This window comes from Bacteroidota bacterium (assembly GCA_016718825.1).
Lineage (GTDB): Bacteria > Bacteroidota > Bacteroidia > J057 > JADKCL01 > JADKCL01.
On record JADKCL010000031.1, the window covers coordinates 1 to 16,425 of the forward strand.

At 55.7% G+C, this 16,425-nt stretch carries 3 protein-coding genes; all 3 read right to left on the minus strand.

Annotated elements, in window-relative coordinates; genetic code table 11:
• On the minus strand, positions 1-1,283 hold a 1,283-nt coding region (locus IPN95_23900; GenBank protein ID MBK9452410.1), incomplete at its 3' end, for a gliding motility-associated C-terminal domain-containing protein.
• Positions 1,259-15,802 (minus strand): HYR domain-containing protein, encoded by a 14,544-nt coding sequence (locus IPN95_23905; protein MBK9452411.1) that lies wholly within the window; start codon positions 15,800-15,802, stop codon positions 1,259-1,261. The genes IPN95_23900 and IPN95_23905, both read right to left, overlap by 25 nt.
• 49 nt (positions 15,803-15,851) lie before the next feature.
• The gene (locus tag IPN95_23910) at positions 15,852-16,295 is read right to left on the minus strand and encodes a hypothetical protein (GenBank protein MBK9452412.1); all 444 of its coding nucleotides are present in this window, start codon (positions 16,293-16,295) and stop codon (positions 15,852-15,854) included.
• Between the last annotated feature and the right edge of the window lie 130 nt (positions 16,296-16,425).

Below are 16,425 nucleotides of genomic sequence, written 5' to 3' on the forward strand. Positions count from 1 at the left end.
GTTACCGTCAATGTCACTGGATTACCGTTGATGTTGTTGCAGTTGAATGTCGTCACGTTCAAAGTAAGACTGGCGATACCGCAAGCATCCGTGGACCCGTTGTTGATTTGGCTCGGGGTAATGCTGGCGTTTCCGCTGTTGTCCAATTGAACCGTGAGGTTTTGACAAAGCGCGACCGGTGCGACATTGTCCTCCACCGTGATGGTCGTGGTGCAAGTACTGGAATTGCCATTGACATCCGTGACAGTCAGCAATTCAGTATTCGCCCCAACCTCCGTGCAGACGAATGCAGTTTGGCTCAAGGCCAAAGTCGCAATTGCGCAGTTGTCGGTCGAGCCATTGTTCACAGCTGCAGCAGTGGTTGCGCCGTTGCCGGTGTTGTCCAACTGCACCGTTACGTTCTGGCAAATGGCATTGGGTGCCACCGTGTCCTCGACCGTCACAGCAGACGAACAAGTGCTGGAATTGCCATTGACATCGGTCACAGTCAGCACGACGGTATTGGCGTTGATATTGGCGCAGTTGAATGTGGTGATGTTCAAGGCCAATGTTGCAATGCCGCAAGCGTCACTCGAGCCATTGTTGACCTGTGAGGCCGTAATGCTTGCGTTACCGCTGCCATTCAGTTGCACCGTCAAGTTCTGGCAAAGTGCCACAGGCGCCACATTGTCCTCCACCGTGATGGTGGTGGAACATGTTGTCGAATTCCCGTTCACATCCGTTACCGTCAGCACTTCGGTATTGGCGCCGACTTCAGCGCAAACGAAGGCCGATTGGCTCAAGCTGAGCGATGCAATCGCACAGTTGTCGCTGGAACCATTGTTCACGGCCGCAGCCGTTGTCGAGCCGTTGCCCGTGTTGTTCAGTTGTACGGTGACATTTTGGCAAACCGCGGTTGGTGCTACCAAGTCTTCGACGGAGACGGTCGCACTGCAAGTGCTGCTGTTGCCGTTCACGTCGGTGACGGTCAAGATGACGGTGTTGCTGTTGACATTCGCGCAGGAGAATGTGGTGATGTTCAAGGCCAAGCTCGCGACGCCGCAGGCGTCCGTCGAACCGTTGTTGATCTGCGAAGCCATGATGGTTGCATTTCCGCTGCCATTCAGCTGCACCGTGATGTTTTGGCAAACAGCCATCGGAGCCACGTTGTCTTCCACGGTGATCGTGGTGGAGCAAGTGCTGGAATTGCCATTCACATCCGTCACTGTCAGCACTTCGGTATTTGCGCCGACTTCGGCGCAAACGAAGGCCGACTGCGTCAGGACAAAGACTGGATTCCGCAAGCGTCGGTGGAACCATTGTTGACCGCTGCGGCTGTTGTCGAGCCGTTGCCGGTGTTGTCCAACTGCACGGTCACATTCTGGCAAAGTGCCACCGGTGCTACATTGTCTTCGACCGTGATGGTGGTGGAGCATGTTGCCGAATTCCCGTTCACATCCGTCACCGTCAGCACTTCGGTATTGGCGCCGACTTCAGCGCAAACGAAGGCCGATTGGCTCAAGCTGAGCGATGCAATCGCGCAGTTGTCGCTGGAACCATTGTTCACGGCCGCAGCCGTTGTCGAGCCGTTGCCGGTGTTGTCCAGTTGTACGGTGACATTTTGGCAAACCGCGGTTGGGGCTACCAAGTCTTCGACGGTGACAATGGCCGCGCATGTGCTGCTGTTGCTATTCACGTCGGTGACCGTCAGGATGACGGTGTTGCTGTTGACATTCGCGCAGGAGAATGTCGTGATGTTCAAGGCCAAGCTCGCGACGCCGCAGGCGTCCGTCGAACCGTTGTTGATCTGCGAAGCCGTGATGCTTGCATTGCCGCTGCCATTCAGCTGCACCGTGATGTTTTGGCAAAGTGCCACCGGCGCCACGTTGTCTTCGACCGTGATCGTAGTAGAACATGTGCTGGAATTGCCATTCACATCCGTCACCGTCAGCACTTCGGTATTGGTGCCGACTTCAGCGCAAACGAAGGCCGACTGCGTCAAGGACAAAGACTGGATTCCGCAAGCGTCACTCGAGCCGTTGTTGACCGCTGCGGCTGTTGTCGAGCCGTTGCCGGTGTTGTCCAACTGCACGGTCACATTCTGGCAAAGTGCCACAGGTGCCACATTGTCCTCGACCGTGATGGTGGTGGAGCATGTTGCCGAATTCCCGTTCACATCCGTCACTGTCAGCACTTCGGTATTGGCGCCGACTTCAGCGCAAACGAAGGCCGATTGGCTCAAGCTGAGCGATGCAATCGCGCAGTTGTCGCTGGAACCATTGTTCACGGCCGCAGCCGTTGTCGAGCCGTTGCCGGTGTTGTCCAGTTGTACGGTGACATTTTGGCAAACCGCGGTTGGTGCTACCAAGTCTTCGACGGAGACCGTGGCCGCGCATGTGCTGCTGTTGCTGTTCACGTCGGTCACGGTCAAGATGACGGTGTTGCTGTTGACATTCGCGCAGGAGAATGTGGTGATGTTCAAGGCCAAGCTCGCGACGCCGCAAGCGTCTGTCGAACCGTTGTTGATTTGCGAAGCCGTGATGCTTGCATTGCCGCTGCCATTCAGCTGCACCGTGATGTTTTGGCAAACCGCCACCGGCGCGACATTGTCTTCCACGGTGATCGTGGTGGAGCAAGTGCTGGAATTGCCATTCACATCCGTCACCGTCAGCACTTCGGTATTGGCGCCGACTTCAGCGCAAACGAAGGCCGACTGCGTCAAGGACAAAGACTGGATTCCGCAAGCGTCACTCGAACCATTGTTGACCGCTGCGGCTGTTGTCGAGCCGTTGCCGGTGTTGTCCAACTGCACGGTCACATTCTGGCAAAGTGCCACAGGCGCCACATTGTCCTCGACCGTGATGGTGGTGGAGCATGTTGTCGAATTCCCATTTGCATCCGTCACCGTCAACACTTCGGTATTTGCGCCCACTTCAGCGCAAACGAAGGCTGTTTGGCTCAAACCGAGCGAGGCAATCGCGCAGTTGTCGCTGGAACCGTTGTTCACGGCGGCGGCAGTCGTCGAGCCGTTGCCGGTGTTGTCCAATTGTACGGTGACGTTTTGGCAAAGTGCGGATGGTGAAATCGTGTCCTCGATCGTCACCGTAGCTGAGCAAGTGCTGCTGTTGCCGTTGACGTCGGTTACGGTAAGAATCACCGTATTCCCGCTGAAATTTGCACAAGTAAACGTCGTGTTGTTCAAGGCCAAGCTCGCAACGCCGCAAGCGTCTGTCGAACCGTTGTTGATCTGCGAAGCCGTGATGGTTGCATTTCCGCTGCCATTCAGCTGCACCGTGATGTTTTGGCAAAGTGCCGTCGGCGCCACGTTGTCTTCCACGGTGATCGTGGTCGAGCATGTGCTCGAATTGCCGTTGACGTCTGTCACGGTCAGTACTTCGGTATTTGCGCCGACTTCAGCACAAACGAATCCCGACTGGCTCAAGGCCAAAGACTGGATTCCGCAAGCGTCAGTCGAACCGTTATTGACTGCTGAAGCTGTTGTCGTTCCGTTGCCGGTGTTGTTCAATTGTACCGTCACGTTCTGGCAAATCGCCACCGGTGCAACATTGTCTTCCACAGTAATGATCGCGGAACACGTTGCTGAATTCCCATTCACATCGGTTACCGTCAGCACTTCAGTATTCGCGCCCACTTCAGCGCAAACGAATGCCGATTGGCTCAAGCTGAGCGATGCAATCGCACAGTTGTCGGTTGAACCGTTGTTCACGGCGGAAGCGGTTGTTGAGCCGTTGCCGGTATTGTTCAGTTGTACGGTGACGTTTTGGCAAAGCGCAATCGGCGCGATATTGTCTTGAACGGTCACAGTCGTTGTACAAGTGCTTGTATTGCCGTTCACGTCGGTCACGGTCAACACTTCTGTGTTTGCACCGACCTCAGCACAGACAAATGCCGATTGGCTTAGGCTGAGAGACTGAATGCCGCAAGCATCGGAAGAACCATTGTTGACCGCAGCAGCCGTCGTGGAACCGTTGCCGCCACTGTTGAGCTGAACGGTGACATTCTGGCAAATGGCAACAGGATTGACGGTGTCTTCAACGGTGACATTCGCGGTGCAAGTACTGCTGTTGCCGTTCACGTCGGTCACGGTCAACACCACGGTATTGGGGGCAATGAAGCCATGACTTCCCAGGCCCAAGACGTTGTCGACCGGGAATGCATCCCATTCCGAAGGTAGTGTCGTAAATGCACCAGGACCAGTTCCCGTCGGACTTGTGGTGATACCCGTAGAAACAACGGGCTTCCTGCGCAATGTGCGATCCATCGTAGATGTACCCGTAGCAGTCCAAGCGGAGCCGGGATCATCGCCGATTCGACCAAAAATATCGGCATACTGGTTCGTCAAGGTGTTGAATACACCCACGGCATCGTCTCCATTCCAGTTCACAGCGGTCAAAACCGTGCTTGGTCCTGCGTAAATCGTCGCGGCACTGTTTTTGTAAACGATGGTGGCTCCCGCAGCGAGTGAACCTGTCAAGGTATTCGTTGTCGTTGCTGCTCCAGCACCGTTGGCGAATAGGCGGAGTTGATAGTTGCCCAAATTGATCGGACCACTCGTCGGATTGTACAATTCGATGTACTTGTTGTTTCCGTTTCCTTCCACGTATTCCGAGATAAACAACTCAGTGAGTGGCGCAGGGGAAACATTCGCACAATTGAAACTTGTCGGATTCACAGTGAGTCCGGCGATTCCACAAGCATCACTGCTACCATTATTGACCATACCCGTCGTGACCGTTCCGTTTCCGGCATTGTTCAATTGCAAGGTGATGTTCTGGCAAATGGCATTCGGAGCTTCAACATCGGTCACCGTCACGGTAAATGTGCAAGAAGTCGAGCCACAAAGATTTGTAGCCGTCAGTGTCACTGTAGTCGTGCCAAGGTTCAAGGTTGAGCCCGAACCTGTGCCGCTTCCTGTGCCCGTAGTCGCACCCGTGAATGCATAGGTAACCGCAGGTGCTGGTGCACCCACAATCACAGGCGTATAGTTCGCAACCTGCGAGCAAACGTTGGCCCCGGTATTGAGCGATTGATTTGCAGGACAAGTGGTGAATGCTGCAGGCTGGCAGGAGACCTCTCCTTTGACAGCAAAGTCATAAGGGTTGGCGTCACAATCGTTGCTATTGAGTTCGACGAATGCATTGTAAACACCCAGTGGCGTTGCTACAAAGGTGACGGTAAACGTCGTCGTCGCATTCGGGGCAAGTGTGACAGGCAATGTAATGCCGCCAACAGTGAAGTTTGCTGCTTGCGGACCTGCCATCGATATCGTCGAAATCGTCAACGGAGCCGTGCCATCGTTTTCGATGGTGAAGGTATGCACGACCGGTACGCCCGGGAATGGATTCCCGAAGTCGGTGAGATCGAGTGTAGAAGGCGTCAAGTCGCCATCGACGATGTAATTGCCGGCACCATAGACGTCCATATCGGCAGCATTCACCGTGACGGTAAAGCTACAGGTTGCCGTTTGACCGCTTGCATCCGTGACCGTATAGGTATTCGTTGTCGTTCCAACAGGGAAAACCGACCCGGAAGCCAATCCACTCGTCATAGCGGTCAATGGTCCAGGGCAGTTGTCAGAACCGACCGGCGCAGTATAACTGACCACCGCGCTGCACAATCCCGGGGTATTGTTCACCGAAATATTTGCAGGACAAATGATCGTCGGCGCCTGATTGTCCACGACTGTCACCGTAAATGAGCAGGTGGCTGTATTACCGAATGCATCCGTGACAAGGAAAGTATTCGTTGTCGTGCCGATCGGGAAGGTTGCACCACTGGCCAAGCCAGCCGTCTGCGTTGTCGTAGCACCAGGACAGTTGTCTGAGCCAACAGGCGCAGTAAACGTTACCGGCGCTGAACATTGACCCACGCTTGCATTTGCAGTGATATTGGCAGGACAAGTGATCGTTGGTGCCTGATTGTCAGTCACCGTAACGGTAAACGAGCAAGTTGCGGTATTGCCAAAGGCATCGGTTACCAAGAATGTATTCGTGGTCGAACCCACAGGGAAGGATGCCCCACTGCCCAAACCTGCTGTCTGCGTTGTCGTGGAACCGGCGCAATTGTCAGTCCCGACTGGCGTGGTATAGGTTACGGTGGCAGCGCACAATCCTGAACCCGCATTCACGCTGATATTGGCGGGGCAGGTAATCGAAGGAACTTGATTGTCAATCACTGTCACGGTAAATGAACAAGTTGCAGTATTCCCAAAGGCATCAGTCACCAAGAATGTATTGGTGGTGGTGCCAACCGGGAAGGATGCGCCGCCTGCCATACCTGCTGTCTGCGTTGTTGTGGAACCGGTACAGTTGTCGCTTCCGACCGGCGTAGAATAGCTCACAATTGTAGCGCAGGCTCCAACACTAGCATTCAAGCTGATATTCGCTGGGCATAGAATGGTCGGCACTTGGTTGTCGACCACCGTCACGGTAAACGAGCAGGTGGCCGAATTGCCGGATGCATCGGTGACGCGGTAGGTATTCGTTGTCGTACCTACTGGGTAAGTTGCACCACTGGCCAAACCAGCACTTTGCGTCGTTGAAGCACCTGCACAGTTGTCTGCCCCAACCGGAGCAGTGTAAGTGACTACAGCGGTACAAAGTCCCGAACCTGCATTTACGCTGATATTCGCTGGACAGGTAATTGTCGGCAATTGGTTGTCGACCACCGTCACGGTAAACGAACAGGTCGCGGTGTTGGCGGAGGCATCAGTCACCCGGAAAGCATTGGTGGTCGTGCCTACAGGGAAGGTAGCGCCACTCGCCAAACCTACGATTTGTGTCGTCGTTGCCCCAGGGCAGTTGTCCGCCCCGACGGGGGCAGTATAGGTGACCACTGCCGTGCAAAGTCCGGAACTTGCATTCACAGAGATATTGGCCGGGCAAGTAATCGTCGGTGCTTGGTTGTCGACAACTGTCACGGTAAAGGAACAAGTGGCGGTGTTGCCAAATGCATCCGTCACGCGGAACGTATTGGTGGTCGTGCCCACAGGGAAAGTTGCACCACTTGCCAAACCTGTAATTTGCGAGGTTGTAGCACCCGAACAGTTATCCGCGCCAACGGGGGCCGTGTAGGTCACCACGGCTGAACAGTTACCTGAGGTGGCGTTAACACTGATGTTTGCGGGGCACGTGATCGTTGGCAATTGATTGTCCGTCACCGTCACGGTGAAGGAACAGGTTGCAGTGGCACCGGTACCATCCGTCACACGGAATGTGTTGGTCGTCGTGCCAACGGGGAAGGTCGCACCGCTCGCCAAACCTGCCGTTTGCGTCGTCGTTGCACCCGAGCAGTTGTCCGAGCCAACCGGCGCTGTGTACGTCACCGTAGCGGAGCAAGCTCCCAAAGAGGCATTGACGCTGATATTCGCAGGACAAGTGATGGATGGAGCTTGATTGTCGATCACGGTGACCGTAAAGGAGCAGGTTGCTGAATTCCCTGAGGCATCGGTCACGCGGTAGGTATTCGTGGTGGTACCGAGCGGATAGGTTGCGCCACTTGCCAAGCCTACGGTTTGCGTGGTCGTGGAGCCTGCACAGTTGTCTGCCCCGACGGGGGCGGTGTAGCTGACGACAGCATTACAAAGTCCCGAGCTGGCATTCACACTGATATTCGCAGGGCAGGTAATCGTCGGCACTTGGTTGTCCACGACCGTCACCGTAAACGAGCACGTCGCGGTATTCCCGAATGCATCCGTCACGCGGAAGGTATTCACCGTGACACCGGCAGGGAATGTGGCGCCGCTGGCCAAACCTGCAATTTGTGTGGTGGTGGCACCGGAACAGTTGTCGGCGCCTACGGGTGCAGTATAGGTGACTGTAGCCGTACAGTTACCTGGAGACGCATTCGTGGAAACGTTTGCCGGGCAAGTGATCGTGGGCAATTGATTGTCAACCACCGTTACGGTAAATGAGCAAGTCGCAGAGTTTCCAGACGCATCGGTTACCCTGAAGGTATTCGTTGTGGATCCGACAGGGAAGGTTGCGCCACTTGCAAGACCCGCGATCTGCGTTGTTGATGAGCCTGAGCAGTTGTCCGCGCCGACAGGCGACGTATAAGTCACGACGGCGGTACAAGCTCCAGAGCCCGCATTGACGCTGATATTGGCTGGGCAGGTAATCGTCGGTGCTTGGTTGTCTACCACGGTAATGGTAAAGGAACAAGTCGCCGAATTCCCTGAGGCATCCGTAGCGCGGAAGGTATTCGTCGTCACACCCACGGGGAAGGTCGCACCGCTGGCAGAACCCGCTATTTGAGCCGTGACGGAACCCGAACAGTTGTCAGTACCGACTGGCGCAGTGTAAGTTACCACGGCAGAACAGGTATTGGTGGCGGCATTCACGCTGATCGATGCAGGGCATGTGATCGCAGGAAGCTGATTGTCAACCACTGTCACGGTAAATGAACATGTACTGGTATTGCCGAAGGCATCCGTGACGCGGTAGGTATTCGTAGTGACACCGACCGGGAAGGATGCACCACTCGCAAGACCGCCGATCAAGGCAGTGGATGCGCCGGGGCAATTGTCTGTACCCACCGGTGCGGTATAGCTGACGTTGGCAGCACAAGTGCCCGTGGTTGCAAAGACACTGATATTCGCAGGGCAAGTTACCGTTGGCGCCTGATTGTCAATTGCTGTCACAGTAAACGAGCAGGTCGCCGTTCCACCGCCGACGGCGGTAACCAGGAAGGTATTCGTCGTCACGCCCACAGGGAAGGCTGAGCCACTGGAGAATCCAGCAATTTGCGTCGTGACAGCACCGGGGCAATTGTCGGTGCCTACAGGAGTAGTAAACGAAACCACAGCGGAGCAGTTGCTACTCGATGAATTCACCACAATGTTGCTTGGGCAATTAATCACCGGCAATTGATTGTCGACCACCGTCACCGTAAACGAACAGGTGACAAACGAACCGTTGGTGGCCGTTGCCCTGAAGGTGTTGACGGTGGTACCGACGGGGAAGAATGATCCGCTTGCAAGTCCAGCTGTGCGCACGGTGATCACACCGGGACAGTTGTCAGTGCCTGTAGGCGTCGCATAAATCACCGGTGAGCCACACTGCCCAAAGGCATTGTTGACAACCATATTGGCAGGACAATTGATGACGGGTGCCTGATTGTCGATCACGGTTACGGTAAACGAGCAGGTTGCGTTGGTACCATTTGCCGCGATGGCCTTGAAGGCATTGGTTGTAACGCCAACCGGGAAGGAGGCACCGCTGGCAAGACCAGAGGTCTGCGTGGTATTTACGCCCGGGCAGTTATCCGTACCCACCGGCGTAGTATAGGTCACGGTGGCTGCACACAAACCCGGGGCAGCATTCACGGTGATATTGGAGGGGCAGATGATCGAAGGCGCCTGATTGTCGATCACGGTCACCGTGAAGGAACAGGTCGCCGTGGCACCGCTCGCATCGGTCACGCGGAAGGTATTTGTCGTCACGCCGACGGGGAAAGAAGATCCGCTGGCAAATCCGCTGACCACGGTCACAGAAGCACCGGGGCAGTTGTCAGAACCGGTTGGTGTGGCATAACTCACCGTCGCGGCGCAGAGGCCGGTGGCAGCGTTGACTGTGATATTCGAAGGACAAATAATGGTTGGCGGCTGATTGTCAGACACTGTGACGGTAAAGGAACAGTTGGCTGTCACGCCATTGCCGGCAGTAACCAAGAAGGTATTGACCGTGGTACCGACAGGGAAGGCGGAACCGCTTGTCAAGCCTGAAGTCTGGGTTGTGCTTGCACCCGGACAATTGTCCGTTCCGACTGGAACTGAATAGATTGCAGTTGCTGCGCACGTATTGGTGGCTGCAACAAGGCTCATATTTGCGGGACATGTAATCACGGGCGCCTGATTGTCAATCACAGTGACTGTGAATGAACAAGTTGCGGTATTGCCGGCCGCATCGGTAACCCGGAAGGTATTGGTCGTTGTGCCAATCGGGAAGGAAGCACCGCTACCAGGACCCACGATTTGCGCAGTCGTAGCCCCCGGACAGTTGTCCGTACCGACAGGTGCAGTAAACGTGACCGCAGCATTACATGCGCCTGATGTTGCATTGACGCTGATGTTGGCCGGGCAACTGATGGTCGGAACCTGATTGTCCACCACCGTCACAATCGCATTACATGTTGAGCTCAAACCAAAAGGATCGGAAACGGTCAAGGTCACGTTGGTGGTACCAAGTGCGAAGGGTCCGCTCGGCGAAATCGAAAATGTAAGTGGATCACCGTTGGGATCCGAAGAACCGTTGTTGAATTGCGAAGCCGTGGCCGTGCCTTGGCAAGAACCGTTTGCCGAGACCGTAACGTTTTGGCAAATGGCAATGGGAGCCGCATTACAGCTTCCGACGGTGATGGTAAAGCTGCAAGTTGCGGTCGCACCGTTGGCGGCAGTGACTTGGTAGGTTACCGTATTCACGCCTTGTGGGAATGCCGATCCGCTGGCCAAACCTGCTGTGCGAATTGTCGTTGCGCCGGAGCAGTTATCCGTTCCGACGGGAGCGGTGTAGGTCGCCAAACCTGTACATGGGAATGCACCGGAAGTCCCTGAAACTGACTGATTGGCGGGACAGGTGATGGTTGGTGCCTGATTGTCAGTCACCGTGACCGTGAATGAGCAGGTGGCAGTATTTCCGGAGACGTCTGTGACGCGGAAAGTGTTGGTTGTCGTTCCGACAGGGAAGGTTGCGCCGCTACCCAAGCCGGCAATTTGTGCTGTTGTCGCACCGCCGCAATTGTCGGTGCCGATCGGTGTTGTGTACGTTACTGTGGCCGAACAAGCACCCAAACTGGCATTTACGCTGATATTGCCAGGGCATGTAATCGCAGGCAAATTGTTGTCGCCGGTGATGATCACATCGTCTTGTGAATCGGCGCAGGCTCCGTTGGGAAATGTCCAACGGAATGTTGTTGAACCTGTGCTCAAGCCTGTGACACCCGAGGTCGGGCTATTCAAGCTCGTAATCGCTCCAGGCCCGGAGACCACGCTCCATGTACCAACACCCGTTGCCGGAGAATTTCCTGCGAGTGTGGCTGTTGTCCCGCAAACCGATTGATTGGGACCTGCATTCGCAGTTGTGAATTGATCGACAGTCACGGTGACAGGCGTTCTAGTGGGCGAGGTACAGTTGGAAGAAGTTGCATTCCAGGAGAGAATCACTTGGCCGTTTCCAGTACGCGTACCTTGTGTATGTGTAATGGCAGATGTGCCTGCGCCTGCATAACTGCTACCGCCGCCGCCGCCGCTTGATGCCAAGGACGAACCGCCGCCGTAATAGCCACCACCGCCGCCGGCTCCAGATACGCAACCTGTTCCAGAGCAGGAACAAGTACTCAAGCCAGAAGGTGCACAAACGGAGTTTCCTCCTTGGCCGAGTGCGCCAGCAGGTGACGTCGCTCCAGTACCGCACCAGCAGGAGTTATTTCCTCCAGTGCCGCCGGCTACCTGGGAGCCTCCACTGCCAAACAAACAGCCACCACCTGTAAAGGTACCATTACCACCGGTAAGACCACCACCGGCACCGCCGACACCTTGGTAAGTATTGGCTGAACCCGAGGAACCGCCACCGCCACCAGCAACAATTACGCGATTGCCAAGTGCCGTACCACCTACGCGAAGGTCAGTTGCGCCACCGCCACCGGCCCAGATCACTTCCGTACCGCCGGGGCAGCTTGCAGGTGTGCCACCTCCGTTAAATCCGCCGGCAGTCGTCGTGCCTTGACCACCGACATTGATGGTAATCGTTTGACCTGGCACCACGGTAAGTGTTGACTGAATGCGACCGCCCAGACCACCAGATACGTTGACAGGACCGCTTACCCAACCCACGGCTGATCCCACGGCGTTTCCACCTTGGGCACCGTAGGCATCGACTGTCAAACTCGTTACACCACTGGGTACGATAAAGGTCTGGCTGGAACCCGTGTAGGAAAAAGTTTGGGAACCAGGCCCGCCGCCACCGCCAGCCAAATAGGCCTCCGCATAGTAGGTCGTCGTCGATCCCGGTGATACTGCAAAGTTTGCGCCGCTGGTACTTGAGCCAAGGCTTATTCCTCCCGAGGGAACCGTGTACCAATTGATGCTGTTGCCTGAAGAAGTTGCGTTTAGTTGCGAAGTGCCGCCCGAACAGATGTTTGTTGGCGAAGCTGTGACCGGGGTCGGAGCTGCCAGAGGCGCCACTGTTACTGTCACGGGTGTGCGCGTTGCAGAAGTACACAATGCACCGGAAGCATTCCATGTAAGGATAATCTGGCCATTGCCCGATTTGAATCCTGATGTATGCACAATGCCCGACGAGCCTGACGGTGTGCAATAGCTGCTACCGCCACCGCCGCCTTCCCATGCTGACGATCCACCGCCATAATAGCCGCCGCCGCCTCCGCCGCCTGTTTGACCACCAGGTGCGTTTCCACCTTGACCAAGGGCACCATTTGGTGCTCCACCAGCCAGCTGGGTGCCACCAGCACCAAGATATGTGCCAGTAAGTCCATTGGCACCCGTAAGGCCACCACCAGCTCCACCAGCATCTCCCGTTGAATGGTTCACACCGGTGCCGCCACCGCCTGCGCCAACCAAAATGCGGTTTCCGAGACCAGTACCGCCCCGACGCACGTCAGAAGCACCGCCGCCGCCGCCGCCACTACGACCGCCAGACCAGCCACCGCCAGTACCACCGCCGTTCCAACCTGCAGTACCACCAACTGTTGTGCCGCCAGGACCACCTTGGCCACCAACATTGATCTGCAAAACCTCACCCGGTGTCACCGTCAAGGTTGCTTGAGCTCTCCCGCCCAAACCTGGGACAGCACCAGGCGCGTTGTAGCCGGTGCCTCCTTGCGCACCCTGCACGTCAAATGTGATGGACGTCACACCAGTGGGCACGGTAAAGGATTGGGCTGATCCTGTGTAGCTAAAGGTCTGTGAACCAGGTCCGCCTCCGCTGCCTGATTGCGCTTCAGCATAGTAGGTCGTCGTCACCGAGGGATTCACTGCAAAATTTGCTCCACTCAAAGTGGTTCCAAGATTTACCCCGCCAGAAGGGTCTGTAAACCATACGATATTGTTGCCGGCCGAGATTGCGGACAACTGCGACGTTCCGCCAGGGCATACCGTGGACGGTGTTGCTGTCGCAGAAGTCGGAGCTGCCAAAGGTGCCACCGTAACCGTCACAGGCGTTCTCGTTGAAGAGGTACAGCCTGTTGATGCTGCAATCCATGAAAAGAGGACCTGACCGTTCCCGGAACGCACGCCTTGCGTATTGGTTGCAATCACTCCTGAGGAGTAGCTGCTACCGCCACCACCGCCGCCATAACCGCCGCCGCCGCCGCCATAATAGCCGCCGCCGCCACCGCCGCCGTAGGTACAGGCGCCGTTTCCACCTGTTCCCAAGGCACCATTGGTGCCGCATCCCTGACCTTGGTTGTTTCCAAGCAAGCCACCTGCTACTTGTGATCCGCCTAGACCAACATAACTCGTCTGTGAATTACATTGCCAGCCAGCCTGCCCCGTGGTGCCACCACCTGCACCACCCCATTCCTGCGCACTTGCACAGTTATAACCAGCACCGCCACCGCCACCTGCAACGACTACACGGTTCCCGAGTCCAGTTCCATTTTGACGGACATCGCTCGCGCCGCCACCACTGCCGGTGTAATTTGTGGTGCTACTTATGCCTCCACCGTTAAATCCGCCTGCAGCTGAAGGTCCCCGAATACCCTGACCACCCACATATACCGCCAATGTTTGGCCTGGTGTGACGGCAATCGTTGATTGAATCCTTCCGCCGAGTCCACCGGTACTCGCCGCATTGGGTCCGCCTTGGGCACCATAGGCGTCTACGGTGATGGAAGTCACCCCCGCAGGAACTGTAAAATTTTGGACGCTGCCCGTGTAGTTAAAGGTCTGGCTCCCAGGCCCACCGCCGCCGCCGCCGCCGGATTGCGCCTCGGCGTAGTAAGTCGTGGTAATCAATGGATTTACGGCAAAATTTGCCCCGCTCAGACTTGACCCAAGGCTTACACCGCCCGAAGGCACCGTGTACCATTGAATGGTATTGCCAGAAGAAATGGCACTTAATTGCGAGGTTCCCCCAGCGCAAACCGTCGAAGGTGTTGCCGTCGCAGAAGTTGGAGCAGCCAATGGCGCAACAGTAACCGTAACTGGCGTACGCGTAGGTGAGGAACATGGAACCGAACTCCAAGTCAGGATGACTTCGCCAGGGCCGTTTTGATAGCCCGTCGTGGTCGTTCCTCCTGAAACGCCACCAATATAAGAGGAGCCACCACCTCCACCGTCGCTGTAGCCGCCGCCGCCGCCGCCGTAATACCCGCCGCCGCCGCCGCCGCCACCTGCCGAGGACCCACCCCCATCACCACCAAGCCCAAGACTTCCAGCAGATTTCGAACAGGAAGTACCTGCCGGGCCAGCAGCACCGCCGCCGACCTGAGTGCCACCGCCGCCGCCACCTGTACCTGCATTACCCGTCAAACCACCGCCATGACCGCCAGCCGCACTGCTCCATCCGGCACCGCCGCCGCCGCCGGCTACGATTACCCGATTGACCAATGCGGTTCCACCAACACGGATATCCGAAGCACCGCCGCCAGGAGTTCCATTACCGGCACTGCGGTTGGCTCCCCCACCGTTAAATCCACCTGCTGCAAACGTGCAACTCGCATAGGGGTGATTCCCTTGACGGTCTTCGCCCTGACCACCCACATAAATGTAAATGGTTTGGCCTGCTGTCAAGTTGATCGTTCCTTGCGCCCTGCCACCCAAACCGCCGTTGGTTGGTGTATAAGAAGTCACATTTCCACCGCGGGCTCCCTTTACATCCACGGTATAGGTACCTGTAGAGGGCGCAACAAAAGTCTGCATGGCGCCAGTATAACTAAATGTCTGGGAACCAGATCCTCCACTTGCTTGCGCTTCAGCATAATAAGTCGTGGTTACCCCGGGACTAACGGCAAAGTTGGCCCCGCTCGCCGCAGTACCTAGCGGAACTCCCCCGGAAGGCACCGTGTACCAAGCAATGTTGTTGCCGGAAGAAATCGCACTCAGTTGCGCTGTGGATCCCGGACAAATTGTGGAGGGTGTCGCGGTTGCAGAAGTAGGCGCTGATGGCACCGCAGTCACGGAAACGGTCGTAGCAAGACGTGTCGCATTTTCGCAGCCGTTGGAGGTATTGTAGGTCGCAGCATAAATGGTGGTAGTCGCGCCGTAAAAAGCCGTATAGGAAGTCCCTGTAAACAGCAAGGCACCACCAGAAGGTGCATTGTACCAACGAATCGTATTGCCACCTGCGCCAAACGAAGCTGTAACCGTGGCATTCCCAGCACCGCAAAGCGTGGCGCCAGCTGACGAAACAGGTTGAGCACAACCTGCGCCAATACATGAAATCGTGGCAGTAAAGCCAGCGTAAACAACGGAACCGTCCGTCGTAAAGCGAATCGTCAATGGTCCCGTGGTTGAGGTAATCGTCGGCAATGCAGGGTTACCACTCGTGGGCCCATAAAGCACTGGAGCTCCGACACCGACGCCATTGAAAATGGTGATGTAGTCGTAATTGCCTTCAGTATTGAACTGACTGAAGGTCAAACGCACCATGTTGCCAGGTATGCTGGGATAAATCACAGTATAGCCGTTGGCCCCATTGCTGTAGTTGCTGCTGCCAGCATGATCTTGAATCGTGCCCGAGCATACCGTATAGGAGTTGTTTCCAGAGAAAGGAACCGTAAATTGGGCCCTCGCAGCAACCACAAACACGACAAGAATTCCAACGACGAGTATAACTTTTTTCATAACCACAACTTTCTAGGATTCCAAAAATGGCTTGATTGACACCAATTAATTACTGCTGATCCAACTCGGTAAGGTCGTACATCTGTGGATGAGCCTTCATGTATTCCAGCTTTTCAGGGCTGACCGTCCTTAGTTCTTCCTTACTTAATTTGTACTTTTCTGGTGCTCCCTGATTAGGTTCAAGGCCTAATTCCTCATTTCCTTGCGGCCTCGCAACCTCTACCGTGCCGGCATCCAACAACCGAAACCGGTCGGGGTTTGCCTTTACAAATTGCTTCCTTTCAACGGTCATGGACTCAAATTCAGTGACAGAAATGTCGGTTACCACTCCTTCACCAAGGTTCCCTTCGTTCACTTGCAAAAGTGGCTGCCCTGAAACTGGAGCGTGTGATTGCACGGACTCCGAGGCTGCGTCTTGCGCCTTGATTGCACCTGAAGCAAATACAAAACAAGACAGCAAAAGGACGAATTTGATTTTCAAAAGCGCTTTCATATCAACGATTTAAGGGAACACGAAGGAAGAAAATGTTTTCAAACCAGGTTGCAAACGCAATCCTTTGGGAAACGGTGACTGGATTTGTTTCAAATGCGAAGGATCGTAAGGCTAGAATTGATCGATGAGA

Bases quoted from the DNA above. Each gene is read 5' to 3' on its own strand.
- IPN95_23910 (MBK9452412.1), bottom strand. From the start codon at position 16,295: ATGAAAGCGCTTTTGAAAATCAAATTCGTCCTTTTGCTGTCTTGTTTT.
- IPN95_23905 (MBK9452411.1), bottom strand. From the start codon at position 15,802: ATGAAAAAAGTTATACTCGTCGTTGGAATTCTTGTCGTGTTTGTGGTT.